At 61.9% G+C, this 24243-nt stretch carries 28 protein-coding genes and 1 pseudogene; 15 read left to right on the top strand and 14 right to left on the bottom strand.

From position 1 onward, the window contains the following. A pseudogene (locus AC2FLM_RS11685) lies at positions 1-501 on the top strand (hypothetical protein); the annotation flags it as partial. A 198-nt stretch (positions 502-699) separates the two neighbouring features. Here the strand turns inward: AC2FLM_RS11685 and AC2FLM_RS11680 are convergent. The 5 genes from AC2FLM_RS11680 to AC2FLM_RS11660 all read right to left on the bottom strand — a co-directional run bounded on the left by AC2FLM_RS11680 (position 700) and on the right by AC2FLM_RS11660 (position 5138). Next, entirely contained in the window at positions 700-972 is a 273-nt protein-coding gene (locus AC2FLM_RS11680; protein ID WP_496858043.1) for a hypothetical protein, read from the bottom strand. Then, entirely contained in the window at positions 962-1501 is a 540-nt protein-coding gene (locus AC2FLM_RS11675) for a hypothetical protein (RefSeq protein ID WP_496858041.1), read from the bottom strand. The genes AC2FLM_RS11680 and AC2FLM_RS11675 overlap by 11 nt, the downstream gene beginning before the upstream one ends. Before the next feature lie 228 nt (positions 1502-1729). Continuing rightward, complete coding sequence (locus AC2FLM_RS11670; protein WP_496858039.1) at positions 1730-4201, bottom strand: DUF3987 domain-containing protein; 2472 nt, start codon at positions 4199-4201, stop codon at positions 1730-1732. A 91-nt stretch (positions 4202-4292) separates the two neighbouring features. After that, on the bottom strand, positions 4293-4535 hold the full coding sequence (locus AC2FLM_RS11665; RefSeq protein WP_496858037.1) for a hypothetical protein: 243 nt from the start codon (positions 4533-4535) through the stop codon (positions 4293-4295). Positions 4536-4922: 387 nt separating this feature from the next. Further along, positions 4923-5138, bottom strand: a complete 216-nt coding sequence (locus AC2FLM_RS11660; protein ID WP_496858035.1) for a transposase — start codon at positions 5136-5138, stop codon at positions 4923-4925. Between the two features lie 594 nt (positions 5139-5732). Between AC2FLM_RS11660 and AC2FLM_RS11655 the strand changes: the two genes are divergently transcribed. From AC2FLM_RS11655 to AC2FLM_RS11640, 4 genes are read left to right on the top strand one after another with little or no spacing between them, the layout of a single operon-like run. Then, a complete protein-coding gene (locus tag AC2FLM_RS11655; protein WP_496858067.1) occupies positions 5733-6062 on the top strand; it encodes a phospholipase D family protein in 330 nt (109 codons plus the stop codon). Continuing rightward, positions 5971-6183: a helix-turn-helix transcriptional regulator gene (locus AC2FLM_RS11650; protein WP_496858033.1), complete on the top strand. Its 213-nt coding sequence runs from the start codon at positions 5971-5973 to the stop codon at positions 6181-6183. The genes AC2FLM_RS11655 and AC2FLM_RS11650 overlap by 92 nt, the downstream gene beginning before the upstream one ends. Next, positions 6183-6545, top strand: coding sequence for a hypothetical protein (locus AC2FLM_RS11645; protein WP_496858031.1), 363 nt, complete (start codon positions 6183-6185; stop codon positions 6543-6545). The genes AC2FLM_RS11650 and AC2FLM_RS11645 overlap by 1 nt, the downstream gene beginning before the upstream one ends. Before the next feature lie 27 nt (positions 6546-6572). Beyond that, complete coding sequence (locus tag AC2FLM_RS11640) at positions 6573-7061, top strand: hypothetical protein (RefSeq protein WP_496858029.1); 489 nt, start codon at positions 6573-6575, stop codon at positions 7059-7061. A gap of 445 nt (positions 7062-7506) precedes the next feature. On the opposite strand, the gene AC2FLM_RS11635 is transcribed toward AC2FLM_RS11640, so the two are convergent. Then, positions 7507-8610 carry a hypothetical protein gene (locus AC2FLM_RS11635; protein ID WP_496858063.1) on the bottom strand — a complete coding sequence of 368 codons (1104 nt, stop codon included), beginning with the start codon at positions 8608-8610 and terminating at the stop codon, positions 7507-7509. On the opposite strand from AC2FLM_RS11635, the gene AC2FLM_RS11630 reads away from it, so the two are divergent. Then, a complete protein-coding gene (locus tag AC2FLM_RS11630) occupies positions 8559-8975 on the top strand; it encodes a hypothetical protein (protein ID WP_496858065.1) in 417 nt (138 codons plus the stop codon). The two genes, AC2FLM_RS11635 and AC2FLM_RS11630, sit on opposite strands and share 52 nt — an antisense overlap. Positions 8976-9726: 751 nt before the next feature. On the opposite strand, the gene AC2FLM_RS11625 is transcribed toward AC2FLM_RS11630, so the two are convergent. Continuing rightward, positions 9727-10728: a helix-turn-helix domain-containing protein gene (locus tag AC2FLM_RS11625; RefSeq protein WP_496858028.1), complete on the bottom strand. Its 1002-nt coding sequence runs from the start codon at positions 10726-10728 to the stop codon at positions 9727-9729. A 73-nt stretch (positions 10729-10801) separates the two neighbouring features. On the opposite strand from AC2FLM_RS11625, the gene AC2FLM_RS11620 reads away from it, so the two are divergent. The 9 genes from AC2FLM_RS11620 to AC2FLM_RS11580 all read left to right on the top strand — a co-directional run bounded on the left by AC2FLM_RS11620 (position 10802) and on the right by AC2FLM_RS11580 (position 18432). Next, the gene (locus AC2FLM_RS11620; protein ID WP_496858027.1) at positions 10802-11554 is read left to right on the top strand and encodes a hypothetical protein; all 753 of its coding nucleotides are present in this window, start codon (positions 10802-10804) and stop codon (positions 11552-11554) included. A 79-nt stretch (positions 11555-11633) separates the two neighbouring features. Further along, positions 11634-11855: a YMGG-like glycine zipper-containing protein gene (locus tag AC2FLM_RS11615; RefSeq protein WP_234219745.1), complete on the top strand. Its 222-nt coding sequence runs from the start codon at positions 11634-11636 to the stop codon at positions 11853-11855. A 39-nt stretch (positions 11856-11894) separates the two neighbouring features. Next, entirely contained in the window at positions 11895-12269 is a 375-nt protein-coding gene (locus AC2FLM_RS11610; RefSeq protein WP_496858025.1) for a hypothetical protein, read from the top strand. Positions 12270-12379: 110 nt separating this feature from the next. Beyond that, positions 12380-14278: a DUF3604 domain-containing protein gene (locus AC2FLM_RS11605; protein ID WP_496858023.1), complete on the top strand. Its 1899-nt coding sequence runs from the start codon at positions 12380-12382 to the stop codon at positions 14276-14278. Continuing rightward, complete coding sequence (locus AC2FLM_RS11600) at positions 14275-15357, top strand: hypothetical protein (protein ID WP_496858021.1); 1083 nt, start codon at positions 14275-14277, stop codon at positions 15355-15357. Before AC2FLM_RS11605 ends, AC2FLM_RS11600 begins: the two co-directional genes overlap by 4 nt. After that, positions 15354-15956 (top strand): HupE/UreJ family protein, encoded by a 603-nt coding sequence (locus AC2FLM_RS11595; protein ID WP_496858019.1) that lies wholly within the window; start codon positions 15354-15356, stop codon positions 15954-15956. Before AC2FLM_RS11600 ends, AC2FLM_RS11595 begins: the two co-directional genes overlap by 4 nt. A gap of 9 nt (positions 15957-15965) precedes the next feature. Further along, on the top strand, positions 15966-16799 hold the full coding sequence (locus AC2FLM_RS11590) for a peptidyl-prolyl cis-trans isomerase (protein WP_496858017.1): 834 nt from the start codon (positions 15966-15968) through the stop codon (positions 16797-16799). Continuing rightward, entirely contained in the window at positions 16796-17815 is a 1020-nt protein-coding gene (locus AC2FLM_RS11585; protein ID WP_496858015.1) for a HupE/UreJ family protein, read from the top strand. Before AC2FLM_RS11590 ends, AC2FLM_RS11585 begins: the two co-directional genes overlap by 4 nt. Then, a complete protein-coding gene (locus AC2FLM_RS11580; RefSeq protein ID WP_496858013.1) occupies positions 17812-18432 on the top strand; it encodes a hypothetical protein in 621 nt (206 codons plus the stop codon). Before AC2FLM_RS11585 ends, AC2FLM_RS11580 begins: the two co-directional genes overlap by 4 nt. Positions 18433-19225: 793 nt before the next feature. Here the strand turns inward: AC2FLM_RS11580 and AC2FLM_RS11575 are convergent. The 7 genes from AC2FLM_RS11575 to AC2FLM_RS11545 all read right to left on the bottom strand — a co-directional run bounded on the left by AC2FLM_RS11575 (position 19226) and on the right by AC2FLM_RS11545 (position 23865). Then, positions 19226-19699 carry a YHS domain-containing (seleno)protein gene (locus AC2FLM_RS11575; protein ID WP_496858011.1) on the bottom strand — a complete coding sequence of 158 codons (474 nt, stop codon included), beginning with the start codon at positions 19697-19699 and terminating at the stop codon, positions 19226-19228. Between the two features lie 178 nt (positions 19700-19877). After that, positions 19878-20153 (bottom strand): hypothetical protein, encoded by a 276-nt coding sequence (locus AC2FLM_RS11570; protein ID WP_496858009.1) that lies wholly within the window; start codon positions 20151-20153, stop codon positions 19878-19880. After that, positions 20150-20761 carry a glycerol-3-phosphate 1-O-acyltransferase PlsY gene (gene plsY, locus AC2FLM_RS11565; protein ID WP_496858007.1) on the bottom strand — a complete coding sequence of 204 codons (612 nt, stop codon included), beginning with the start codon at positions 20759-20761 and terminating at the stop codon, positions 20150-20152. The genes AC2FLM_RS11570 and plsY overlap by 4 nt, the downstream gene beginning before the upstream one ends. Beyond that, positions 20761-22041: a dihydroorotase gene (gene pyrC, locus AC2FLM_RS11560; protein WP_234216115.1), complete on the bottom strand. Its 1281-nt coding sequence runs from the start codon at positions 22039-22041 to the stop codon at positions 20761-20763. The genes plsY and pyrC overlap by 1 nt, the downstream gene beginning before the upstream one ends. Beyond that, the gene (locus tag AC2FLM_RS11555) at positions 22038-22424 is read right to left on the bottom strand and encodes a hypothetical protein (protein WP_496858005.1); all 387 of its coding nucleotides are present in this window, start codon (positions 22422-22424) and stop codon (positions 22038-22040) included. Before AC2FLM_RS11555 ends, pyrC begins: the two co-directional genes overlap by 4 nt. Next, positions 22409-22933, bottom strand: a complete 525-nt coding sequence (locus AC2FLM_RS11550) for a hypothetical protein (protein ID WP_496858003.1) — start codon at positions 22931-22933, stop codon at positions 22409-22411. The genes AC2FLM_RS11555 and AC2FLM_RS11550 overlap by 16 nt, the downstream gene beginning before the upstream one ends. Beyond that, the gene (locus AC2FLM_RS11545) at positions 22930-23865 is read right to left on the bottom strand and encodes an aspartate carbamoyltransferase catalytic subunit (RefSeq protein WP_234137183.1); all 936 of its coding nucleotides are present in this window, start codon (positions 23863-23865) and stop codon (positions 22930-22932) included. Before AC2FLM_RS11545 ends, AC2FLM_RS11550 begins: the two co-directional genes overlap by 4 nt. Between the last annotated feature and the right edge of the window lie 378 nt (positions 23866-24243).

Here is a 24243-nt window from a genome sequence, read left to right as displayed (position 1 = left end):
GGCAATGCCACTGGTGACACCTACACCTCGATCGAGAACCTGCTGGGTTCGGACCATGACGACCTGCTGACAGGCTCATCCGGGCGGAATATTCTGGTGGGCGGAAGTGGCCAAGACGTTTTGCGCGGTTCGGCGGGCAACGACCTGTTACGCGGTGGCTTGGACAACGACACGCTGAACGGGGGGTCCGGCGAGGACGAGTTCCGGTTTGAGACGGCGCTCGATGCGGGGTCGAACGTGGACACGATCGAGCATTACTCGATTGCCAATGACTGGATCAGCTTGGATGAGCGCGTGTTCGGCGCGATTGGCTCGAGCTTGTCCTCCAGCGAGTTCCGTATTGGCTCGTCGGCACAAGACAGCAACGACTTCATCATCTACAACTCCGCGACTGGAGCGCTCTTCTATGACGCGGACGGGGCCGGAGGCGCCTCGCAAGTTCAGTTCGCCTTTCTAGATCCGGGGCTCGGTCTGACAGCCTCAGAGTTCGATATCGTGTGAGCAGAGTGAGGGCTTTCAGTCGCCAGAGTTTCTCGGAGAGAGCACGGTGTTGTTGTAACGTGTGATCCGGTTCGCTTTCTGTTTTAGGCCGTGCGGCGTCACTGGCGTTTCGCGAGTTTTCGAAGGCTCTTTCTTTTTTGGGTGGTTAGCCGAACACATGCAACCGTCCGGAGAGGACTCTCTGGAACAATGTTTGCGTCAAACTTGTTTTTGACTGTGCTCAAACTCCTTGGCCTCTCGTACCAGTTCGTTGATCTCCGCTCTGGTTTCGACCCATTCCTGCGACCGCATACCATGCTGCCAGGACGGGTGATCCTTGCCGGGCGGATGCCCACCCCGTGCCCCGTGCATTCGGCAGACCTTCCAGCCACGGACAGCGGGATTTTTACAGGGGAGACCAGTGCGCTTCGATTTCGCGGCACAACGGGGCGCTGCATTCGCCGCGTGCAAGGGGTTGGCGTCATGTTTCATTCTTACCCCTCCCCCCTGCCTGCACGTTTCCTACGATGGCCTGTCCTCCGTCCGACACGTTGACGTGCTGCACCGTGACCTTTTGCTCGCCCCCGGTTCGATGTTTTCTCAGGGCTTCGGCCTGCGCCGCGAAGGTTCGCGCCAGCTTGTTGTACCCGGTGTAATGAGCCTGGACCTGGGGAATGGTGTCGGCATTGGCCAGCCATCGGGCCGAACGGATCGTCGCAACATGCGTTGCCGCCATCTGTACCGCAAGCATCCGCTCCACGGCGTCGCGGGGGGCTAGATCGTTGACAATCGTCATCATGAACGCCCTTTCATCATTGGCCGGGTACTTGTCACTCGCTTCGCTTGCCCTGAGCGGTTTCAGGCATTGGTTAAAGAGTGCTTCCGCCAGGAACTCGTCCGATGTACCGAATATCTTTTGAAGGGCGTCCTTAGTCTTGAGTTTGACTTCATGGCCTGTCTCAGCCGATCCGCTGAACTCTACCCCCACCTCGTTCGGTTTTGCTTTTTCAACTTTGCTCATTTCCATGCCTCCGGGTCATATGGCCCCATGCATCCATAGGCGTTGAACGCTTCTGCGATGCACTGTGTGTGTCTGTCCTGCCAGACATGGCTAGGGTCGCTAGGTTCGCTTTTCATGTTCGGGGGTGCTGCTAATCCCGCTATTTCTGCTAATCCACCAACCCGATTAGCGGGATTAGCAAGATTAGCAGGGGGGTCAGCCTCGATTTTCGCCAGTGCGGCGTTCACATCAAACCACATCGCCGCGCCTCACGATATGCCAAGCCGCCTTGCGTGGCTTGCCTCGGACAATCGCTCCGGGGTCCAGCGGCACCAACCATCCGTGCTGTTCGAGCACTCGCAGTGCGGCCAGGGCCTTAGGGGATTCCCGTAGCTGGTTCGGGCCGAATTGCACCACTTCACTTTTCAGGATTTCAGGATGTGGCCAGCATTCCAGCAGCCACTTCCGCAGCATTTCCGCCCGGTCGATTTCCTCGCTTGTGTTTGCAGCGTCGGTCAGTCTCACGGCTTCGGACAGGTAGTATTGCGCCAGCGCGATGCCGTTGGCCATGTCCTGAGCCGTGACGGCGGGGGCGTCCAAGTCACGCCATAGCGTCAGAACGCCAGCGATACGCGCGGCCTGTTCCGCTGCCTTGGAGGCATACCCGGTGACATGAGCGAGGGTGCCGCCTGGGGCCTGCTCCAGCTCGATTGCATCGGAAAAACCGATCAACAAGGCGCGGGCTTCCGGTGCCAAGGGCAATGCGCGGGGTTGCAGTTCGCGGGTTTCGACATCCATCGGCATGGGGGGGGCGAGAATGGCCCGAAGCCGTGACCCGAAGCCTGCAAGTGCTGCATCGTCACGCCGCGCCTTTGCGTGTTCCCGCGTGCCGATTGCGCTGGGTGGCTCGCAGATCAGGAAACGGGGCAGGAAGCCGGTTTCTGTCGCCATGCGGTCAGCCATGAAGGTTCGCGCAACACGGGGTTGTACCATCAGGTGTACCGCCAGCCGACGACCGTAGAGCGTGGCATGTCCATCCCCGGCCCGTGTGCGCCGGATCGGGTTGCCTTGCCAGAGGTCATTCAGCGCCGCCAACGTCTTTTGACGGTTATCGCTGTTCATGGCGTGGCCGCCCAGGAACTGCCCGCCTTCGTCCGAGAAGATGCCCAGCGACGGTTGCCCGGTTGCAAAGAGACGGGTCAGACCCTCGAAGGTCGGTTCCGTCACCGTGCGGTCTGCGCTTGGCGGCGCGGCAGGTTCCTTGCCTAGCGCGGCCAGGTCGGCTTGCGCTGCCGTTCGCTTCTCTCCCTTTCCCTTCTTCGCCTCGGCAAGAATGCGGTCGCGTTCGCCCTTCCAGAGCGCCTGCGCATTGACCCAGCTTGCGTGATCGTCACGCTGGGCGATGGCCTGTTCCCGTTCATGGTCCCGCAATGCCGCCATCAAGGGCGCATCGCAGCTTGATTTGCGCTCGCCGGATTGCGCGATGGTCAGGGCGTAGAGAGATACAGGGCGCAACCCACCCAGCGTTTCGACATTGGCAAACCCCTGAACGGCCAGAGAGACGACGCACAGGGCCGATGCGGCAGGAATGGCCACAGGAGCCTGTGTCATGCCCTGAACGGCTTCAACAGCCTTCCTGAGTCCTCCCAGAGCCTCCACGGGATAAGGTGCTCCAGGAGCGATTTCCCGCACCAGCGGTTGCGGTTCCTCGGGAGGGGCGGTCCTTGGCGTTGGCAGAGCGAAAGCATCACGTTTGGACAGGGTTTCGCGCCAGGTCTCTTTCCAGGTTATTTCTCCGACAGCTTCCTTAAGCAATGCCAGTGCCGGGGCAATGCCGGTGATCGTTCGCGGAGTGTCGGCAGATTGCCAGACGTGCGAAGCCTCGGCAGCATCGCAGGGCGTGCCGCCTGAATAGCGCAGAGAAAAGGCGATGAAGCCGGAACGCAGAGTCTCACCAAACCCGGCCTTCAGTGACAGCGCCAGCTTTACCCAATCTTCGCGCGACAGGCTATTGGGTGCGGTTGCCAGCAGGCGGCTTAGAACTTCCAGCGTCTCGTCGTCCGTGGCCTGCGTATCTCCGAAACCGCCCGTATCTACCCCGAACTCGGCGTTTGCAGGGGTTGGTTGCCTATTCCGCTTGTGGGCCTCAATAGCGGCCTGCACGGCGGTTTGCGGATACGGGGGCAGATCGCCTTGCCGCAGGGCTTCGGCCAGCGTGCGGCCCGCGTAGGCATATGACGTACCGTTTGCCATGATTGCACCGGGAGCTATGATGTAGCCGCCATCCCCGCGCGTATCGACATGGGATGCCACCTGCTTTGCCGTACAACTTACCCCCTCGACGTACCGGAAGATGTGATGCACGCCGCCGCTCGGGGTATTAACGACAACGGCCAGCGGGTTGGTGAGACCAAGGTCAATGATTTCCGTCTTGCCGACTGCCTCGCCGGTTTCCTTGAACACGTCGCCGTCTATCACCGCCAGCCCGCTTGCCTTGCCGGTAGGGATACCAGGCAAGGCACCGGGATGATGGCTCCACCAAAGACCTACTTGCTCTAGATCGGTGGTTGCATCCTTGAAGCCGCTCGCGGTGTAGGGCGCTTTCGCTTTCTTGCCGTCGCTGTCGGCTTCACGGCAGGGAAAGACGGGAATACCGCCAATTGCCAGGCGACGGGCAAGATCATGGTTCGAGGTCACGTTGTTTTGGGGCATCTGGTTCATCAGCTGGCCCCCCAGATCAACGCGGTGATGGCCTGCGCTTGTGCTTCGGTCAGCCCATGCAGGCGGCGCAGGTAGAGGATCTGAAGGCGGGTCATTTCAGCACCTCCAGATGTTCCATCGGGTCGTAGAACCCAGCACCTCTGACGCGGGCCAGAACATGCCCCTTGTCGTCTTTCAGCACCCGGTCAGGAGAGCAGTTGCAGGTACGCTCTTGTGTGTAGATCGCGCACCAATCGTCGTGTTGGACATCCATGCGAAACACATGGCCGGGGCGAATGTGTTTGCGGATTGCAGCCGCCCATGCGCGGCGTGCCTTGCGTGATGATGTTTTCATGCTCGAAAGCCTCTAGTCTTGTTAACAAGGGCGGTTCGCGCTATCTTTTGGCTATCCCCAAGCCGAAACAGATCGCGCCGCCGCCCCATGCTCGGGGTGGCGGTTATTATTCGGCGACTTCGCGGGACTGTTCCCAGGCTTCAAGTTCAGCCAGTCTCCAGCGGGTGCATCCGGGGGATAGAACCACGGGTTTGGGAAATCCCGGTTCTGTTTTTACCCAGCGCCACGGGGTCGTGCGGTGTACGTTGTAGCGCTGGGCAAGTTGCAGGTCGGAAAGGAAAGTGTCCGACATGTTACATGCTCCAATCTGTTGCGATTGGACGCAGAACTAAGCTTTCGGTTACGAGTACGCGAAATGGGGGTTTCTGGAATTAGAGCGTGTCGCGTTTAATCGGTTCTGTACCCTGTGGCCTGGAAGAAGTTGTAGCATTCCTCATCGGTGAACAGGTCGCACACATGACCGACTACCTGCCAAAGTTCATGGTAGGTTCGGGCGGCAGCCTTTCGGATCAGCGCCTTAAGTTTGGAGAAGGCCATTTCGATTGGGTTGAGGTCGGGGCTGTAGGGCGGCAGGAACAGGAACCATGCTCCGATGCCACGCATGGTCTTTGCAGCACCTGGGCTTTTGTGGCTCGACAAGTTGTCGAGGATACCCGCCTAAAATTATGCAAATGATCGCGACAAAGTGCAACAGGTGACAACAGGGAAAGTTAAAATATAGCTTTAATACAGTATCTTATGAGAATGATCGCTACATACTGCGACAACAAAATGGCGGGCATCGGCTCCGCCACTATCACCCTTTCGAACCTGTTCAGGCTGCCCGCCCGCAGCGGATTTTCCCCTGTTTTCAAAGGGGTTTGCCAAGCGGGTGCGAACCGCTGAGACGGCGGCGCACAGCGATTTCCGTCTCTGAGTGGCCTCTCGTCTCTGGTCGGGCGAACCGCGCCGATTTCGGTTCGGTCGGAATTTTTCTTTCCTTTTCAATAACCTGACCCGAAAAACCGCCAAAACTGCGCGCCCTGTTTCCATCGCTATCGAATGAAACAGAGATCGAACATGCAGGAGGCGCGTTTGGTCGTAGTACAACTAGGTGGCGACGGAAGACGTGGGTCGCCGTCAACAAGGTCTTGGACGAGCCAGACTTCGCCCCGCTCATGATGCTGCCGGAACATCACCGTTCTGGCGGACCGCAGAATGCTCAACATGAGCTTTGATGAGTTCGGACCGCCGCGCTATGCCGGCACACTCTACCATGTGGTGAAGGCCACGATGCCTGGCGCCTTCCACCCCAAGATCGCTCTTCTGGTAGGTGCCGCGAAGGGCCGATTGATGATCGGTTCCGCAAACCTGACTGGATTGGGTCTTGGCGGAAATCGAGAATTGGTCGCCGATCTCGCCTACACCACCGACAACCCTGAAACGGAGAGAGCGGATGCAGCAGAAGCATTGCCTGAACCAGAAGGAACTCGCCCGGCGCTGGACGATCTCGCATCGTACGCTGGAGCGCTGGCGGTGGGCGGGTGAAGGCCCCGCCTACATGAAAATCGGCGGCCGGGTGGTCTACCGGCTCGAGGACATCGTCGCCTTCGAGCGCGACCAGCTTCAGCACGCCATGGACACCCAGCCGCGCGCGGGAGCGGCCTGATGGGACGCCTGTCGCCCATCACCGAGGCCGATGTCGTGCCCCTGCACGGCGCGAACGGGCCGGGGCTCGACGAGATCGGGCTCGCCGCCTGGATCGCGCAGGCCGAGCCAGGCGAGGCTCTGGTCTATCACCGCGGGTTCCTCGCCGTCGATGCCACGTCGGTCATCTCGAAGCTGCCGGCGGACCGGCAACGCACGCTGCAACTGGTGGCGGCTGCTGCCCGGCGCGCGGCGGAGCAGAACCTCGTCCACCTCGTGCAGTCCCGGCTCGGCCCCGACGCCTTCGCCTACATCGCCGTCGCCCGACCGAAGCCCGGTCCGTCCGGCGCGGCGCTCTCGATGCGCCTGCTCGAGGCCGCCTGATCCCCATTCCCCATCCCGGAGACCCCAATGCCCTATCCCGAGAACACCCCCACGCCCGATGATCTGCCGGGCCTCAGCCCGCAGGAGATCGCTGCGCTGCCCGTCGAACTGCTGGCCATCCTCCAGCGCGAGATCGACGAGCGCCTGAAGCGCGACAAGGCCGCGAAGACCCGGCTCGATGCCGCGCTGACCATCCGCTACGCCACCCGCGCCGCCGAGGAGCGGCAGGCGCAGACCAAGGATACCGGCACGGTCCGCTTCGACGACGGCGATTTCACCGTAGTCGCCGATCTGCCGAAACGGGTCGAGTGGGACCAGTCCCAACTGGCCGCCATGGTCGAGCGGATCCGCGCCGCCGGGGACGATCCGGCAGAATATGTCGACATCGCCTTCAAGGTGCCTGAGCGCAAATACGCGGCCTGGCCCGATGCGATCCGCCAGGGCTTCGAGCCGGCGCGGACCGTGAAGACCAGCGCGCTGAAGGTCGAGATCCGACCGCAGGGAGGCGATGCATGAGCCTCCCGATCATCACCGCTGACGAGCGGCTGGCCGAGTGGACGGCTCGTCCTGAACGGCACGACCGAGATCCGGGGGTCGTTCGGCGAGATCAGCGGCGCGCATGTCTCGGAGACGACGGCGCTCTGGCTCCAGACGATGGCTGCGCTCACCGCCGGCGACAGCGTCGAGTTGCAGGGCAACTTCCGCGGCGCCGACGGCTATTTCGCAGCCGACCAGACGTCCTTCTGGGGCATGAAAATCGGGTGAAGTTGGAAATCGCAGATTGGAGAAATTGGTCACCGAATTTCCGCTGCTCTTTATGCGCTTTCAACGCTAGTGATACCGGGAGCAGGGCCGTTGGCATCGTACCGCTATCGCTAAACTGCGCTTGATCGACGCTTGGGGCTCCACAGATCCACCACTCCACAAAAAATCGCGAAGACTTTAGCCGGTGTAACCAACTTCAGCCTCGTATCTCCTCATTGTGAAAGGGCTCTGTAGAGGAGCCGTCGCCGAAGAATTCTTCGACAGCCCGCACAATACTTGTGAACCCCCGACCTGCCGCCCAGCATATCGGTTTGCCAGAAGGACGATTTGCTCTGATAAAATCAGTCGCCGCATGTGTAGCCGACAAAGATGTGATTACGACCAAATCCGAGTTCACAGCCAGAGCTTTCAATTTTGCGGATCCGACCTGCTCCGAAGATATTTGAACTCTCGTACTTGGCTCTAGCCGGGTCAGGACGGATGCGGCCTGACGCGCCGCCGACTCTGTCAAAGAGTAGATTCCAATTCGCAGGTTGGCGAGTTTGGGTGCGAACTCGTCCTGAGCGATCGTCGCGCTGTCAGAGAAAGGAGAGTCCGGCCACCCCAAGAGTTCAGCGAGTGCAGCAAGGCTCGCGCGCTGGACCGGTTCGAGACGAAGCCGAAGCGGTTCTAGGACGGCAAGTGCGGTCAACCAGAATGCCTCCCTCGCGGATGGATCTGGGCAAGGATGACGCAGCAATGCCTCAATGAGTTCAAGGAGAAGGTACAAGTTATTCGTACCCGTGCCTTCTGTGATAAGCGTTGCAAGGGATTGGAGGAGTTTCTGATAGTCAGACGTGGAGTTTCCGATTGACAAGAGAGCTTCGCCGACGATGGCGGCCGAAGCCATGATGCCTCTGTCGCGTGCCTCACCCAGAGCGAACAGGGTTAGCACCGTCTCGTAGACGGGTCGCATCGAAGGCCGGGGAAACGCCACGTCACGCTGTAGCCAAGTGACGATTAGCGGCAAAGCCTGAGCCAGTCTTGCACGCGACACATCGTCGTCGATTGCATCCGCCAGGGCTTCAGCTAGTGCTGCCGCAACGATAGGATCGGCGACTTCTTTCACCGGCCATTCGAGCGCCCCCTTTCGTGCGACTTCAAATGCCATGGTGTATTCTGGTTCTGATATGCGCTTTAACCAGTCGTTCCAACCAAGTGGGACTAGCGTCGGTTTCACCGCGGTTCCATCGGTGAGTAGAGCGCGCAATGGTTCTATTTCTAAGAGACGAATTCGCTGTTCCAATGGAAGTTCGTTCAGGCGTTCACGGGACGCCCGAGGCGCCGGGATATCTTCGCGAACTCGGTGAGCTTGGCGGCTACGTCGCGCCCGATCTCTGGGATACGGCAGCGGCAATCGAGCGCATCCGAAAACGGTTCGGCGTTACCGGCAATCTCGTCGAGGGTTATGACCACCCATATCTGAACCTTGCTGACCAAGCGCTCGATATCGAGGGCGTCGACCCCGTCGAACTGCAAACCGCCATCGCCGACGAACTGGTCGCCCTCGACGGGGTGGCCTACGCGGTGCCGAGCGCACGGCTGCGCGAGGGTTCTGTTCCGGACAACGCATTAACCCGCGCCGTCCTGAACAACTACAATCCCGACCGCTCTGGCGACAACTAAGTTGTCTTCAACCCCGGGTGGTTCATTTCCGACTTTGACGGGCTTTCGGTTACTGTCACCCATGGCTCGCCGTGGCGTTACGATACTTATGTGCCGATCATCTTCGCGGGCCCCGGTCTGACACCGCAGCAGGTGTCCAGGCGGGTTCACACCGTCGACGTGGCGACAACGCTTTCCGCGGTCGTGGGCACGCGTCTGCCCGACGGAGCGGTTGGCGAGGTGCTGCGGGAAGTTGCTGGGCACTAGTCGCGGGTAGTGCAGGTACACCGCTACTGCGGCGTCTATCTCGAATACAGACCCTGAGAAGCTGGGCAATGACTGGTGGCGGCGCGGCGGCCTTGTTCTCGTGATGACCTGGCTCAGCGGTTACGTGGCAGGCGGTTCTGATGGCGGCGGGCTCGGGTCTTGTCCGCCCGTTATGGAGGGCAGTCGGCTGTAACAGGCGCGGGCGACCGAGGAATCTGAGCGGTTGCCGGAGGGGGGGCGGTGATTGCAGAGATGATGGGGAACTGCGCGGTGATGCGAGAGCCGCCGCTGGGATGCGCATCGTTCGAAACCGGCTGGATACTCGGCTGAGTCCTCCTGAACCAAACCTTGGTTTCAGGCTCGAAGGGTGAACGAGAACGCGGCCGAAACCGGATGCCAGCGGCGTTTCCGAAGCACGCAGCCGACCGGTGAAGTAAACCGGCTCAGTTGCAAGGCTGCCAAGCGCACCCTGTTGTCGACAGAACCAGGAATCAGATTTCGACCCTTAGTCGACAGCCCTTCCGGCCCGGTAGGCGTTTGGCGATACCCCCGCTTGCCGTCGAAATGCACGCTTGAAGCTCTTGGGTTCTTCGTATCCCAGCGCTTCGGCGATCGTTGCGATGGCCAAGTCCGTCTCCCGCAGAAGCGTGCGCGCCCGCCTTTCGATGACCCGAAAAGACGTTCCCTCTCGCTGCAGCAGCCGCTGCAGCGTTCGTCGTCCCAGCGACATGCTGGCGGCGACTTCGTCCTCGGACGCGTCGCCTATCGTGATGTTGGTTTGTATCATTTGTTCGACCGTGTCCGTCATGTTTCGGGGCGGGTTCACCCCCATCAACACCGGCAGATCAGACAGGGTCACGATGTCCTGAGGGTTCGGAGGATGGGGGTTCGGTGTGGCCAAAGCTTGTTCCGGAAGAGCAACCATCGGCATCTTGGACGCGCCTCTGACAGGTGCGCCGATCCTGTCTTCGAGATACAGCAGCCGGGCGTCTGTCTTGCCTGTCGCCTCGACCCAGGCTGGTCGCCAATGCGCACCGAGAAAATGTCGGATGACGCGTATGATGATGAAGAGTGCGCCGTCGTCGAGATGATGGTGCCCGATCGTGGTGCCGATCCTTGAGAGTCGGCCAGCGAGGACATGACCGTCTGCCTGCTTGAGGACGATCTCTCCTCCGGGCTGTATCAGGGGAAAGGTCTTACGGCCGCGGGCCAGCGCTGTTCCAAGGTCGCGGGCGGACAGAACATAACGGGCATAGGCTGCATAGGCGCTGTAGTCGAATTTCGGCGCGGCGCGGGCTCCCAGGAACGGATCGCCGATCGCGCGGGCAACGTGTTCGACCACCTGCGCTTCCAGCCGATAGGGAATAAAGCCGCTTGGGGCCGTCAGCAGGCTGCGGGAGATGTTCGAGGCTTCAAGCGCCTTGGTGACGACGGACGGAGACGCGATTTCGTCCAGCATTTCGACGACTTGAGCCAATTCGATGACATTTATCAACGGAATCCGCATGGCGCACTTTGTCGCAAAATGATCCCCGGCGCCAGCCTATACTGGACTCGAATCATCAACCGTCGGAGGAGCAATGAAGAACACGCTGTCGACATTGCTGGTGCTGGGCCTCCTGGGGTCTGGCTCGGGGTTGCATGCGCAATCGGCGGGCGACTGGGAGTTTCGCGTGGCGCCCTATGCCTGGCTCTCGGGCCTGTCCGGTGAGGTGGGTGCGATTCCCGGGCTTCCCTCGGGCAGTGTCGATCTGTCTTTTGGCGACATCCTCGATGATCTGGATTTCGCGGGAATGCTGATGGCCAGCGCCCGCAACGGTCCCTGGGTGATCTATTTCGACACGACCTATGTGCGCACCACATCGACCGAGGCGCTGGGCGGAATTGTTTTCAACAGCGTGAAGATCCGCAGCGAAACATCGACACTTGCGCTCGCCATCGGCCGCAGACTGTCGGAGACCTCGCAAGGGTCGCTTGACGCCTATCTCGGCGCGCGGGCCTGGTGGCTGCAAAACCGCTTCGACCTGACAGCTGTCGGCGGCGCCGTAACCCGCCGGACCGAAAAGGCGGATTGGGTCAATCCTCTGATCGGGTTGACCGGCCGGTATCGGATATCCGACCGCTGGGCGCTGTTCGGCGCACTCGAGGTTGGCGGCTTTGGCGTCGGCGCGGACAGCGAATGGTCGGTGCTGGCCGGCGCGACCTGGCAGATCAACGACAGGTCCGGCCTGAGCTTCGGCTGGCGCCATATGGAGGTCGATTACGAAAAACCCGGGGTTGTGTTCGATGCGGCCCAGTCGGGCCCGGTTTTCGGTGCGACCTTCCGGTTCTGAGGGGGCGGCAACGGCCGTCGCGATAGGGCAGACATATCTGGATCTGGCCCGTCACGCGTATAGCCATGGAGGCAACACAATGCAGATACTGATAAGACCCATCCTGTTGGCCGCGATGATGGCAAGCCTTGCGCTGCCGAATCCGGTCGAAGCCAGTTCCCAGCGCACCAAGAACACTGTCGGTGGCGCCGCGATCGGTGCCGGGGTTGGATATCTGGTCGGTGGCAGCGACGGCGCCAAGGCCGGCGCCGTGGTCGGCGCGATCTCTGGCTACACCAAGAAAACCAGAAAGAAGAAGTGACCGGCGCCGGTTGCTTTGGCTCAGATACAGGACGTTGCCATGTTTCATTCCCTACGCACCCCAACCATCGCCCTTGCGATGTTTGCGCTGTCCGGCACGGCGCAGGCCGACGAAGAGATGCAGCGCATCATCGCGGCTGCCATGCCGCATATGCATTACAGCTGCGAAAGCGTGCTGGAGGCCCACCCGGGTGATGACCAGGCGGTGGCCGATATCGTCCGCCTGATGGCCATGGTGTCGCTTTACAACCGTCAGATCGACATCCTCGCCCTGATCCCGGACGAGGCGGATCGCGCTGGCCTCAAGGATGATTTCGTCAAGGAACTGGGCGATACTTGCGACGACGATCCGGGCCGGCTTCTGGCGGCGGCGGTCGATGATGCGGTCAAAGAGACCATGGACGCCTATGATTGAGCAGCGGGCATCGCTGTTCCAAAGGTGCCAGCGCGCGCCACAACAAGGATCGCGAGCAAGGTGCAGTCGAATTTGCGTTTGGTATTGAGAAAGCACAGGGGACGATTGACATGAAAACCATGATTACCAGCGTTTGCGTTGCGACGATCTGGGCCGGCACTGCCATGGCGCAGGGCTATCTCGGCGACGTGGCAATCGGCCAAGACGATGTGCGGCTGGGGGGGAAACACTACTCGCCCTATCTTGACCAGTCCTATCCGAACCGCGTGTTCTTCGGCGACACCCATTTGCACACCTCCTATTCCACCGATGCGGGCATGATCGGCAATACGCTCGGCCCGGAGGAGGCATTCCGCTTCGCGCGCGGTGAAAAGGTGCGTGCCTCCCTTGGCGACTATGCAAAACTGATCCGCCCGCTGGATTTCCTCGTCGTGGCCGATCACGCGGAAAACCTCGGCCTGGCTCCGATGATCTCCGAGTCCAATCCGAAGTTGCTCTCGATCCCTTGGGGCCGCGAGATCCACGATATGGTCAAGGCCGGCGATCCATTCGGGGCCTACGTCATGTGGGGTGGGGCAATGATGGAGGTGCGTGACCCAATCGACGACGACGATTTGACCCGCACGATCTGGAACCGGATCGTCGACACCGCCGAGCGGTTCAACGAACCGGGCCTCTTTACCGCGCTGCATGGCTTCGAGTGGACGTCGAGCTACGAGGCCAACAACCTGCACCGGATCGTCATGTTCCGAGACGATGCCGACCGGGTCGAGGACCTTGTTCCCTTCTCCAACTACGACAGCAGCGATCCCGAGGATCTGTGGGATTGGCTGGAGGCCTACGAGCGCGACACCGGCGGCCGCGTCATGGCGTTCGCTCACAACGGCAACCTGTCGAACGGGCTGATGTTCGACGACGTGCGCCTGAATGGAGAGCCCATCGACGCGGCCTATGCGGAACGCCGGATGCGGTGGGAGCCGCTCTACGAGGTGACCCAGATCAAGGGCGACGATGAAACCCACCCGATGCTGAGCCCCAACGACGAGTTTGCCGACTACTACACCTGGGACCGGGGCAACTTCGGGTTGGAGTTGAAGACGCCTGAGATGCTGCCGCGGGAATACGCACGCACCGCGCTCGCCCGTGGCCTCGCCTTCGAGGAAGCGATCGGTGTCAACCCGTTCAAGTTTGGCATGATCGGCTCCACCGACAGCCACACGTCCCTCGCCACCACGCGAGAGGACAACTACTTTGGTAAAGCCACTGCCGGAGAGCCGGGTGCGGGGCATGAGCGCTACGACGAGAACATCATCCAGCCCGATTTTCTGGGCGAGGAGATCACCGTCAAGCACTACGAGACGCTAGCCTCGGGTCTTGCCGCTGCCTGGGCGCGGGAGAACACGCGCGAGGCGATCTGGGATGCCTTCAAGCGGAAGGAGGTCTATGCCACCACCGGCTCGCGCATGACCGTGCGTGTTTTCGCCGGCTGGGACTTCGAGGGACACGAGGTGCATCGCCCCGATTTTGCCGCAACCGGCTATGCGCGCGGCGTGCCGATGGGGGCTGACCTTTTCGCGGGGCCTGAGGGGGGCGCGCCCACCTTCATGGTTCGCGCCCTGCGCGACCCTGACGGCGCCAACCTCGACCGTATCCAGATCGTCAAGGGCTGGCTCGGCAATGCCGGAGAGCCGCAGACTAAGGTGTTTGACGTGGCGTGGTCCGGTGACCGCGAACCGGACGCCGAGGGCAAACTGCCGCCGGTGGGCAGCACCGTGAACGGCGCCGATTTCACCAACACGATTGGCGCGGCGGCGCTCGGCGGATACTGGGTGGACCCGGAATTCGACCCCGGACAGCGCGCCTATTACTACGTCCGTGTTCTGGAGATCCCGACGCCATCGTGGCTTGCCCATGACGAGGCGTTCTACGGCCCGCTCGACCTTCCCGAGGATGCTGTGATGGTCCAGCAGGACCGCGCCTATACATCGCCGATCTGGTACACACCATGACAACAAGCGCCAAGCTCGGGTGGCTGGCATTCGTCCTGTCCTGGCTGGCATGTGATGCGCTGGCCTGTGGCGTCTGCATCGAGCGGCCGGAGAAGACCTTTGCCGACCTGATTTTGGAAGCCGACACGGTGGTTCTCGCGCGCGAAGATGCGAAACGTCCGTTTCGGTTCGAGGTAACGGCGGTTCTGGCCGGGTCGGATCCTGCCGACCTTGCCATCCCGTTTCTGGTCGACAGCGCCACGCGGCGCAAGCTGTCGTCGAATGCCTCGGAGGGCGTCTTGATGGTGAGGCAGGGTTCGACATGGACCCGCGTCGGTTATGCAGATGCCGCATTGCAGACGGTCACGGGAGAAATCCTGTCATTCGGCCCCGATTGGCAGGTCGCGCCGGCCGCCCGGTTCGCGTATTTCGAAGCCCGGCTTCACGATGCCGGTCCGATGCTGCGGCATCTGGCCGTCGACGAGTTGAGCCGCGCGCCTTATGACCGTCTGCGCGCGATGAAGCGTCCCGTCGACGGGATGCAGGCAAGGCATGCCTTGGCAGACCGCGCCCAGCTACCATGGAGGCAATTCTATATCCTGATGCTGGGGTTGAGCGACCATATCGAGGATCACCAGCTCGTACGCCATCGGCTAGCGCGAGAGCTGCGGTCTGGAGGCAGCAAAGACCTTCAAGCCTGGGCGACAGCTTTTCTGGAGATCGACGGTCAGGACGCGCTTGCGAAACTTGTCCACGATTGGCTTGAACAGCCTGAGACGGACACCGATGCGGTGCGGGCCGTGATAGCGGCGCTGAGTACGCATGCCCGGTTCGCGAATTTCGAAATGGCGTCGTCAATCGTTCCGGAAATCGCGGCTCTCGCCCGGCGGCGCCCCGATGTCGTTGGGTCGGTTGCATCGGCGCTCGGACAAATCGGCGAATTTTCCTATGGCGATATGGTACAGTCCGCGGTCTCGGACCTGCCCCTGCGGCAGGCGAGGGCCATTGATGCGGCTGAACTGTTCGCTGCCTCTGCCTATGTTCATCGGGCACGGGCGACGCGACCGATTGATCCGTTGGCAATCGTGGAGAGAAAGTGAAAATACACCCCATAACATTCGGCCTTGTGTTCGCGCTCTGCGTGGTTGCGGCCGCCGCCCAGGCCCATACTGACGCGCCCAGGGAAGTGGGCGTTGCGGGCGGCCTTGCCAGCGGCCTTTTGCACCCGCTCTTCGGTTGGGACCATGTCGTGGCCATGGTGGCTGTCGGCCTTTGGGGCGCGGTTCTGGGGGCGCCGTCACTCTGGCTGCTTCCCGTGGTGTTCCCCGTGGTGATGGCCTTGGGCGGCGCCATGGGCGTTGCGGGCATCCCCTTTCCCGCAGTCGAGACCGGCATCGCCCTTTCGGGCGTGATGTTGGGGCTACTCATAGCCTTCGCCATACGCGCGCCCTTGTGGGTCGCAGCGGTCATCGTCGGCCTGTTTGCGGTTTTTCACGGTCACGCCCACGGCACCGAGCTTCCGGTCGCGGCGGATCCGATCGCCTATGCGACAGGCTTTGTCATCGCCACGGGTCTTTTGCACCTTGCCGGGATTGCCATCGGGTCCCTGTGGGGGCGACGCTGGGGCGACTATGTGGTGCGGGGGACTGGCGCGGCCATCGCCCTGGCCGGTGCAGCCTTCCTTGCCGGGATTGCCTGAAAGCGAGCCATGACACGATTTCTGCGCGAACCGCTTCTCCATTTCTTCCTGATCGGTGCGGTGGTGTTTGCGTTGTTTACGGTGTTCGATGATGCACCCCCAGCGGTGCAAAAGCAGACCATCACGGTGACGCCAGAGGATGCCATGCGCCTCATTGCCGAATTTGAAACCACCTGGCGTCGACGGCCAAGCGCGGCGGAACTCGACAGCCTTATGGATTCTCTGGTTCGCGAAGAGGTCTATGTGCGCGAAGCGATCGCACTTGGTCTTGACGATAACGACCCGATCATCCGTCGCCGTTTGCAACAGAAGATGGAGTTTCTGACCGAGTCCGGTGCCGAAGCGGTCGCGCCGGAGGATGCCGTGCTTGAGGCGCATCTGGCCGAGAATGCGGACAGGTTCGCCCGACCGGCGGTCATCGCCTTTCAGCAGATCTTGCTGAGAGACGATATCGATGACACCCGTATCGCGGATATCGCCAGCCGACTCGATGCAGGTAAAGACGTGCCCGAAGCCTGGCAACCCAGCCTTTTGCCAGACCGTTTGCCGGCCAGCCCGCTCCAGGTGGTGGACTCGACCTTTGGCACCGGATTCTTCCAGAACGTTCTTGAATTGCCGCTCGGAACATGGTCCGGCCCCGTGGCTTCGACCTTCGGCAAGCACCTTGTTCTTTTAGAGGAACGCGTCGAGGGTGCTCTGCCGTCTTTGGAAAGCATACGCGAGCGTGTCGAACTCGATTGGCGTGCGAATTTCGCCGCAGAACTGCGTGAGCGTAGGTTTGATGCGTTGCGGTCGCGGTACCGAATATCGCGCCCGGACACCAGGGATATACTCGGCGAATGATCCGTCTGGTCTTATTGCTGTCGATTTGTCTGGGGGTCTTGCTCCCGTCCCGGGTGCCGGCTCATGCCCTGGAGCCGGCGTTTCTCGAACTCACGCCCTTCGGGGCCGGCGAGTGGCGCGTAACCTGGCGCAAACCGCAGGTGCAGGGGCAACCGATGGACATCGACGCTGTTCTGCCCGAGGGATGCAGCCCGCGTCGAGGATCGCAACCGGATTTCGACGGGCGAGCCTTTCTGGAAGGTTGGGTTGCACACTGCGCTGACGGGATTGGCGGCGGAGAGATCCGTATCGAAGGATTGGAGCGCTCTCGGACCGATGTGCTGGTGCGCTATGCCACATCGCCCGAGGCCGCCCCGCAAGCCATGCGCCTGACCGCCGCGACTCCGGCTTTCATCGTGCCGGAAAACTCCGGCATGCTGGGGGTCGCGGCGGGCTATTTCATGCTTGGCGTTGACCATATTCTGAAGGGCGTCGACCACCTTCTCTTTGTTCTCATGTTGCTTTTTCTGATCCGCGACTGGCGGCCGCTGCTCGCGGCAGTGACCTCTTTCACCGTGGCACATTCGATATCTCTAGCTGCAGCCAGTCTTGGCTGGATCGTCGTTCCATCGCCGCCGGTAGAAGCGATCGTGGCTCTCTCCATCGCCTTTCTGGCCGCTGAACAGCTGCACCACCGCCGTGACTTGCCCGGCCTGACGTTGCGCTATCCCTGGACGGTGGCCTTTGCTTTCGGGTTGTTGCACGGGTTGGGCTTTGCTCGCGCGTTGCTCGACGTTGGGCTGCCCGAGCGTGATGTGCCGCTGGCGCTCTTGGCATTCAACCTGGGCGTCGAAGCGGGCCAGGTCCTGTTCATCGCCGTGGCCGTGGCAATGGGCCATGCGATCGCCCGGCTATACCCGGTGTTTGCCACTCATATGACCCGCGCTGGGTCGTTTGGCCTTCGGAGCGTTGCCTATGCTGTAGGAGCTTTGGCGTCATACTGGGTGATTGAGCGCGTGGCGGGGTTCCTCACATGACACAATCGATCCGAAGGTTCCTTGCACCAACGGTGCCTGTTTTCACGGCTGGCTCTTTGAGCCTGTGCCCCACGGTCGTTTTTGCGCATGATGCATTCGGAGAGCTCGGCCCGTTCTATTCAAGCCTTCTGCATCCCTTGATCGATCCGATGCAGGCGGCTTTGTTGATCGGCACCATGGCCTTTCTTGCGGGACGGACGCTGGCGTTCACGCGCATCGCCTTTCCCGCGTTCGTTTTGATGTCCTGTCTTTCGGCGCTTGCCCTGGCAAGCGACACGGCGCCTTTGTTGCCAGCCGTTGCCGGACCATTTGCGGTGTTGTTCGTCGGGCTCGCCGCCACGATGCCCAGGGCGGTGAGGCCTCGTCTTGCAGCATTCGCACTTGTCGCTGCCTGTGGCGCGCTGGCAGGGGTGATCCCGGATGAGCCGGGAGCAGGCAACGGGTTTCAGTGGTATGCAGGTACGGTCTCGGGCATCGCTGGGCTCGGTTTGCTGGCATGGTTCGCGCTGGAAGCGATATCGCGGCACCTTTTCCCGGTTGCTCCGAAAGTGGCTGGATCGTGGGTCGCAGCCGTTGGGGTGCTCGTCACCGCCTTCTCGCTCTGGGGGGGTGCATAGGCCTCGAAAACACCGGAAGGAAACGGATCAGGTCTCCTAACGGAATTCTGTCGGTTGGCATACAAATCTCTTGCCGAAAGGAGCGTAACCAAGTCGGAGAACGCCCGATCCCGGTTGCGTCCGCTCCGCCACCAAACGTCCCTGATACGCGTAGCAGGATGGCCAACCTGATAGCCGGGTGAGCCAGGGAGAACGTCAGACACGTTCAGAGTCCTCACTCTCTCTAGGTCACTGGCGCCCGGCGACGCGTCAATCGGATCGAAGGCGACCAAGACCCGAAACTCGCAATCGGTTTACCGGCTCCAGGCAGCCTTGTCGCCAGCAGGGTCAATCTCGAGAACTTTGATCAGCGGGCGGCTCCGCCACCTAGAGTCGGGAGCAGTTTATCCAAGCTCAGGGTTGGTAGGCGTTTCCCGTTGCTTTCGATGGAATGCCCGAGAGGCTGAGCGCCGGAGATGTTGCGTGAAACCTCGGAAGATGGTCATTCCGGTGCGATATTCATCCAGGATGAAAACCTCGGGAAATCTGTACATGTACGGTAAGTCTTAGAAACAGCGCGCCTCGCAGAGGGCTTGGCTTTGTGCTTCGATGCCCGTGGTTGTTGCGCGAATGGACGTAATTCCAAAGAAGCATCGACGGGGGAGGCTCCCATGGCCGGAGTGTAAGCTTGGCGTCTCAGAAGACTACGCTCTGCTGTGCTTTGTGAGAACCACCCGCACGCGGTTTCCTGTCCTATCTCGAACAGATACGGCGGCAGATTGCTCTGCCGCCGTTCTTGATTTCGCAACCGAACTCAGTTCTGCAGCTCTGCCGGGCTCTTGTCGGCGATATCGGTCCAGTTGGCGTTGGCCTTCACGATGAAACCGGGGACGTCCTCTTCCCACTTTGCCTGGATCTCGTCGGACAGGTTCAGGTAGAGCTTGTCATCGACGATCTTCCAGTTGTCCGGGTCGCCATCGAACTTGAAGCCCATCGCGGCGCCAAAGGCGCAGTAACCGCCATAGGCCGGCAGATAGGCTTCCGGGTTCGCCTCGAACGTCGCCTTGTTCTCGGCGCTGGCAAAGCGATAGGTGGCATCATGATAGACCGAGGTGATCTTCCAGTCGCCTTCGGTGGCTTCGCCCACGGTGAAATAGGCCACCGGGTCATAGCCCTGCAGCGCCAGACCGGTCGAGCTGGCGTTCAGGTCGACACCGGCTGCCATGGCCGAACCGGCCAGCGTCAGCGACAGGGCGACGCCGCCGATGAAAGATTTGATAGTGTTCATTCTATGTGCCTTTCGCGTTGATGGCCCCTTGGCGGTCTATGCGCTGTAAGGGCCCTTTGATCCCGCACGGCGTAATGCGCCGTGGTGACCCCGATCTGGGAGGTCCCCCGATCACGTTCAAAGCAACTCTTTTTGAGTGGGCGTGTTGTGCCGGTGAGCACGCCGGGGACAGCAGGATCTAGCCCCGATTGCTTTCGTGGCTCAGTTGGCTAAGGAAGGTGATGACCTTGTCTAGCGGCATCTCGCAGGGCGCCAGCCGCGGCCCCGCGGTCAGGTCGTAGAAACAAAGGCTGATGTAATCGTTGCCGCCGCGCTCGTGCGCGACCAGCTTGATCGAGCGACCAGCGGCAAAGACGGTCTTGCTGACCAGATAGTGCTTGCCACCAGACTGACCGTAATGCGTTCCCAGCGGCCAGTTCCGCAGGCAGGTCAGCGCCGTCGGGATGGGGCTCAACTGGATTTCTGTCCGATGCGCGGCTCGGTGCCGGCCTTGAGGCGGGCGATATTGGCGCTGTGACGCCAATAGACGAGCAGGGTCAACGCGATGCCCAGGAACAGCGTGGTGCCATGGCCAAGAAAGACCAGCCACAGCGTCGAGCTGGCCGCCGCTGCCAGCGCGCTGAGCGAAGAGATGCGGGTGGCTAGGGCAACGACCAGCCATGTCAGGCAGCAGGCGATGCCGACAGGCCAGGCCAACGCCAGCCAGAGGCCCAGAAAGGTGGCGACTCCCTTGCCCCCCTTGAAGCCCAGCCAGACCGGATAGCAATGGCCCAGGAACGCTGCCAGCGCCGCCAGTTGTGCGGCATCCTCGCCAGCGAACACCCGCGCCAGCAGCACCGCCACCGCCCCTTTACCGCCGTCCAATAGCAGGGTCAGTGCCGCCGCCTTCTTGCTGCCGGTGCGCAGCACGTTGGTTGCACCGATATTGCCCGAACCGATCTGGCGAACGTTGCCCAGACCCATGATGCGTGACAGCAGAAGTCCAAAGGGGATCGAACCCAGACCGTAGCCGATCAAGGCCCAGAGGATCAGCGCATTGGTGGCGGTATCGATTGGGGGCATCAGTCTCTCCGATAGACGGGCAGGCCCGCGACATAGGTTGCCAGCACCCTACCTTGCATCCGCTGGCCGTCAAACGGAGTGTTCTGCGATTTCGATTTCAGCGTGAACCGGTCCAGTACAAAGGGTACATCCGGGTCGAACAGCACCAGATCGGCGGGCGCCCCCGCGCTCATCCGTCCCGACGCCAGCCCCAGCCGCCGGGCGGGGTTCAGCGCCATGGCGCGGAACAGGGTGGGCAGGTCAAGCTGGCCTGCATGATAGAGCCTCAGCGCCGCCGGCAGCAGGGTTTCCAGCGCCACCGCGCCGCTTGCGGCCTCCTCAAAGGGCAGCCGCTTGCTTTCCTCGTCCTGTGGTGTGTGCATGGAACTGATCGTGTCGATCAGGCCCGTGCGCACCGCCTCGATCACCGCCTGCCGGTCGTCCTCGCTGCGCAAGGGCGGCTTGACCTTGAAGAAGGTGCGATAGCCCGACACATCCAGTTCGTTCAGCGTCAGGTGGTGGATCGAGGTACCGGCGGTGATGTCCAGCCCGTTCTTCTTGGCCCGTTCCAGCGCGGGCAGGGCGCGCGCCGTGGTGATCTGGTCGGCATGGTATTTTGCCCCGGTCATCTCCAACAGCGCGATATCGCGATCCAGTCCCATCCGTTCCGCCATGGGCGACACGGCGGGCAGGCCATAGAGTGCCGCGAACTTGCCGCTGGTGGCTGCCGCCCCCTCGCTCAGCCCCGGTTCCTGCGGATGCGCGATCACCAGAGCGCCGCAGGACCTGGCATAGGTCAGCGCGCGGGAAAACACCTTGGTATTGGCGACCACATGGTCGCAATCGGTGAACGCCACCGCGCCCGCATCCAGCAGGAAGCCGATCTCGGTCATCTCGCGGCCTTGCCGCCCCTTGGTCAGTGCCGCCATCGGCAGCACGTTGACCGGCGTGTCCGCCTGCGCCCGGCGGGTGACGAATTCCAGCGCCTCGGGCGTGTCGATGGCCGGGTTGGTGTCGGGCCGGGTGATGATGGTGGTGACACCGCCCGCCGCCGCCGCCTGTCCTGCGGATTTATAGCTCTCCTTGTGGCGCTCGCCCGGCTCGCCCACCTTGACGCCGATATCGACGATACCGGGGGCCAGGCACTTGCCGCCGCAATCGACCACCTCGACATGCTCGGGCACGCCGATCTCGTGGCCCTGCGCCACGATCCGCCCGCCCTCGACCAGCAGCGCACCGCGTTCGTCGGTGCCTGCCTCGGGGTCGATCAGCCGGGCATTGGTGAAAAGGATGTTGCTCATGTCATCGCCCTTTCGATGGCGGCCTTGGTGGCGGCCGGATCCGCCTGATACTTGATCAGGTGCTTGTCACCGCCCTTGGTGATCACCTGCACATAGCTGCCCATGGTCCGCACCATCTCGATCTGGCTGAGCGGCACGCGGGGGCCGGGGCCGCTGAGCGTGCCCTCGGAGATTTCCCACACCACCACCAGTTCCTCGGACGCGAGGTACCAGCCGCGCAGGGCAATCGCGGCCAGACCCGCCGGGGCACCGGTCCAGATATAAGGGTTGCCCAATGCCCAGAGCACGGCCATGGCGCCACCCATGGCGATTGCGGCCATCCAGGTGTGATTGCGCAGATAGGCTTGTCTGTCCGCAACAAAGCGGATCACAGGATCAGCCATGCCAGCCCCGCGATGATCAGAGACATGATGATGACAAACAGGGTGAGACCGGTGTTACTGGCTTTGCGCCGCGCCGCGCGCGGCGACAGGCGGGGCGCGGAATGGGGCAGGGCGCTGGCGGTCTCTATCGGGGTGCCGGTCCAGTCGGTTCCGGCCTCGCGATACGTCCCGATGGGTTTGAGCACCGCCGGCAGCGGCAGGTCCAGCACCCGCCCGCCAAAGGCCCGGCTGCGCAGCATCAGCACCCAGCCGGTGCGCGCCCGCAAGTCTGCCCGGTCGAACTGAGCCTCGGGCACGCCCAGCCCCTCGGCCAGATATCCATCAAGGCCAAGTTCCTCGAGATCAGATACCGGGAAAACCTCGACCTGATCCATGTCGAGCGTCTCGGCCCCCAATAGCTGCGCCACCGCGCCCGGCTCGCGCAGGAAGCGCGCCTCTTCGGGCCGCATGTCGAGGGAATAAAGGCGGATCACGCCATGTTCGTTCGCGGATACATTCAGCCGGGTCATGCGGCCTCGCGCAGGTTGCGGGCCAGCAGTTCCATCGCTGCCATGCGCACGGCGACGCCCATTTCCACCTGTTCCTGGATCACCGAGCGGTTGATGTCGTCGGCCAGCGTGCCGTCGATCTCGACCCCCCGGTTCATCGGGCCGGGATGCATCACGATGGCGTCCGCCTTGGCCAGTCCGAGTTTGTCGCGATCCAGCCCGTAGCGGTGGTAATACTCGCGCTCGGATGGGATGAATCCGCCATCCATCCGCTCGCGCTGAAGGCGCAGCATCATCACCACATCGACGTCTTTCAGACCCTCGCGCATGTCGTCATAAACCTCGGCGCCGAACTCGGCGAACTGAGAGGGAACCAGCGTCGGCGGTCCGATCAGGCGGATGCGGTTTTCCATCTTGCCCAGCAGGATCAGGTTCGAGCGTGCCACGCGGCTGTGCGCGATGTCGCCGCAGATGGCGATGTTCAGCCGGTGCAGCCGCCCCTTGGCCCGGCGGATCGTCAGCGCGTCGAGCAAAGCCTGGGTCGGGTGTTCGTGCCGCCCGTCGCCCGCGTTCAGCACCGCGCAATTGACCTTCTGCGCCAAGAGGTCCACCGCGCCCGAATGCGGATGCCGCACGACAAGCAGGTCGGGATGCATCGCGTTCAATGTCATCGCGGTGTCGATCAGGGTCTCACCCTTCTTGATCGAGCTTGCCTGCATCGACATGTTCATCACATCCGCGCCCAGCCGCTTGCCCGCCAGTTCGAAACTGGCCTGCGTGCGGGTGGAGTTTTCAAAGAACATGTTGATCTGGGTCAGCCCCGACAGCACGTCGGAATGCTTGGCCGATTGCCGGTTCAGATCCACATAGGTTTCGGCCAGGTCCAGAATGGCGGTGATATCGGCGGGAGACAGCTGTTCGATGCCAAGCAGGTGTCGGTGGGCAAATGACATGGGCGGCTCCGGTCAGGCGATTGCGCCGCTTATAGAAAGGGTGCGGTCTGGGGGCAATACGGCCCTTCGCCTCAGTCGGTGGGCGCACAACCCCCCTCGGGCCGGCAGATCTCGCCCGGTCTGCACCATTTGCCTTGGCCGCAATCGACGGCCTTGAGCGGAACACAGCCCCGTTCGGCCGAGCATTTGAAGCCGGGCCTGCATTGCGATCCGGTCTCTTCGCAAAGGGACCAGCCGACGCGACTGCATCCACCTTCGGGGAGGCATTGGGTGCCTGCCGGGCAGACCCGCCCATCCTTGCAGGGCGCGTTTACGGGGAGGTCCAAATCCCGCGAGGTGGCAGGTACGCATCGACCGCTGGCGGTGCAGGTCATGCCG

The organism is Ruegeria sp. SAZD011 (assembly GCF_059612545.1).
The sequence above is the reverse complement of the archived record's forward strand: the minus strand, read 5'-3'. Positions and strand labels throughout refer to the sequence as shown.

Excerpts from the sequence above, each read along its gene's own strand:
- AC2FLM_RS11680 (WP_496858043.1), bottom strand. The coding sequence starts at position 972 with ATGAAACATGACGCCAACCCCTTGCACGCGGCGAATGCAGCGCCCCGT.
- AC2FLM_RS11675 (WP_496858041.1), bottom strand. The coding sequence starts at position 1,501 with ATGAGCAAAGTTGAAAAAGCAAAACCGAACGAGGTGGGGGTAGAGTTC.
- AC2FLM_RS11670 (WP_496858039.1), bottom strand. The coding sequence starts at position 4,201 with ATGAACCAGATGCCCCAAAACAACGTGACCTCGAACCATGATCTTGCC.
- AC2FLM_RS11665 (WP_496858037.1), bottom strand. The coding sequence starts at position 4,535 with ATGAAAACATCATCACGCAAGGCACGCCGCGCATGGGCGGCTGCAATC.
- AC2FLM_RS11660 (WP_496858035.1), bottom strand. The coding sequence starts at position 5,138 with ATGCGTGGCATCGGAGCATGGTTCCTGTTCCTGCCGCCCTACAGCCCC.
- AC2FLM_RS11655 (WP_496858067.1), top strand. The coding sequence starts at position 5,733 with ATGCTCAACATGAGCTTTGATGAGTTCGGACCGCCGCGCTATGCCGGC.
- AC2FLM_RS11650 (WP_496858033.1), top strand. The coding sequence starts at position 5,971 with ATGCAGCAGAAGCATTGCCTGAACCAGAAGGAACTCGCCCGGCGCTGG.
- AC2FLM_RS11645 (WP_496858031.1), top strand. The coding sequence starts at position 6,183 with ATGGGACGCCTGTCGCCCATCACCGAGGCCGATGTCGTGCCCCTGCAC.
- AC2FLM_RS11640 (WP_496858029.1), top strand. The coding sequence starts at position 6,573 with ATGCCCTATCCCGAGAACACCCCCACGCCCGATGATCTGCCGGGCCTC.
- AC2FLM_RS11630 (WP_496858065.1), top strand. The coding sequence starts at position 8,559 with ATGGTTCTATTTCTAAGAGACGAATTCGCTGTTCCAATGGAAGTTCGT.
- AC2FLM_RS11625 (WP_496858028.1), bottom strand. The coding sequence starts at position 10,728 with ATGCGGATTCCGTTGATAAATGTCATCGAATTGGCTCAAGTCGTCGAA.
- AC2FLM_RS11620 (WP_496858027.1), top strand. The coding sequence starts at position 10,802 with ATGAAGAACACGCTGTCGACATTGCTGGTGCTGGGCCTCCTGGGGTCT.
- AC2FLM_RS11615 (WP_234219745.1), top strand. The coding sequence starts at position 11,634 with ATGCAGATACTGATAAGACCCATCCTGTTGGCCGCGATGATGGCAAGC.
- AC2FLM_RS11610 (WP_496858025.1), top strand. The coding sequence starts at position 11,895 with ATGTTTCATTCCCTACGCACCCCAACCATCGCCCTTGCGATGTTTGCG.
- AC2FLM_RS11605 (WP_496858023.1), top strand. The coding sequence starts at position 12,380 with ATGAAAACCATGATTACCAGCGTTTGCGTTGCGACGATCTGGGCCGGC.
- AC2FLM_RS11600 (WP_496858021.1), top strand. The coding sequence starts at position 14,275 with ATGACAACAAGCGCCAAGCTCGGGTGGCTGGCATTCGTCCTGTCCTGG.
- AC2FLM_RS11590 (WP_496858017.1), top strand. The coding sequence starts at position 15,966 with ATGACACGATTTCTGCGCGAACCGCTTCTCCATTTCTTCCTGATCGGT.
- AC2FLM_RS11585 (WP_496858015.1), top strand. The coding sequence starts at position 16,796 with ATGATCCGTCTGGTCTTATTGCTGTCGATTTGTCTGGGGGTCTTGCTC.
- AC2FLM_RS11580 (WP_496858013.1), top strand. The coding sequence starts at position 17,812 with ATGACACAATCGATCCGAAGGTTCCTTGCACCAACGGTGCCTGTTTTC.
- AC2FLM_RS11575 (WP_496858011.1), bottom strand. The coding sequence starts at position 19,699 with ATGAACACTATCAAATCTTTCATCGGCGGCGTCGCCCTGTCGCTGACG.
- plsY (WP_496858007.1), bottom strand. The coding sequence starts at position 20,761 with ATGCCCCCAATCGATACCGCCACCAATGCGCTGATCCTCTGGGCCTTG.
- pyrC (WP_234216115.1), bottom strand. The coding sequence starts at position 22,041 with ATGAGCAACATCCTTTTCACCAATGCCCGGCTGATCGACCCCGAGGCA.
- AC2FLM_RS11555 (WP_496858005.1), bottom strand. The coding sequence starts at position 22,424 with ATGGCTGATCCTGTGATCCGCTTTGTTGCGGACAGACAAGCCTATCTG.
- AC2FLM_RS11550 (WP_496858003.1), bottom strand. The coding sequence starts at position 22,933 with ATGACCCGGCTGAATGTATCCGCGAACGAACATGGCGTGATCCGCCTT.
- AC2FLM_RS11545 (WP_234137183.1), bottom strand. The coding sequence starts at position 23,865 with ATGTCATTTGCCCACCGACACCTGCTTGGCATCGAACAGCTGTCTCCC.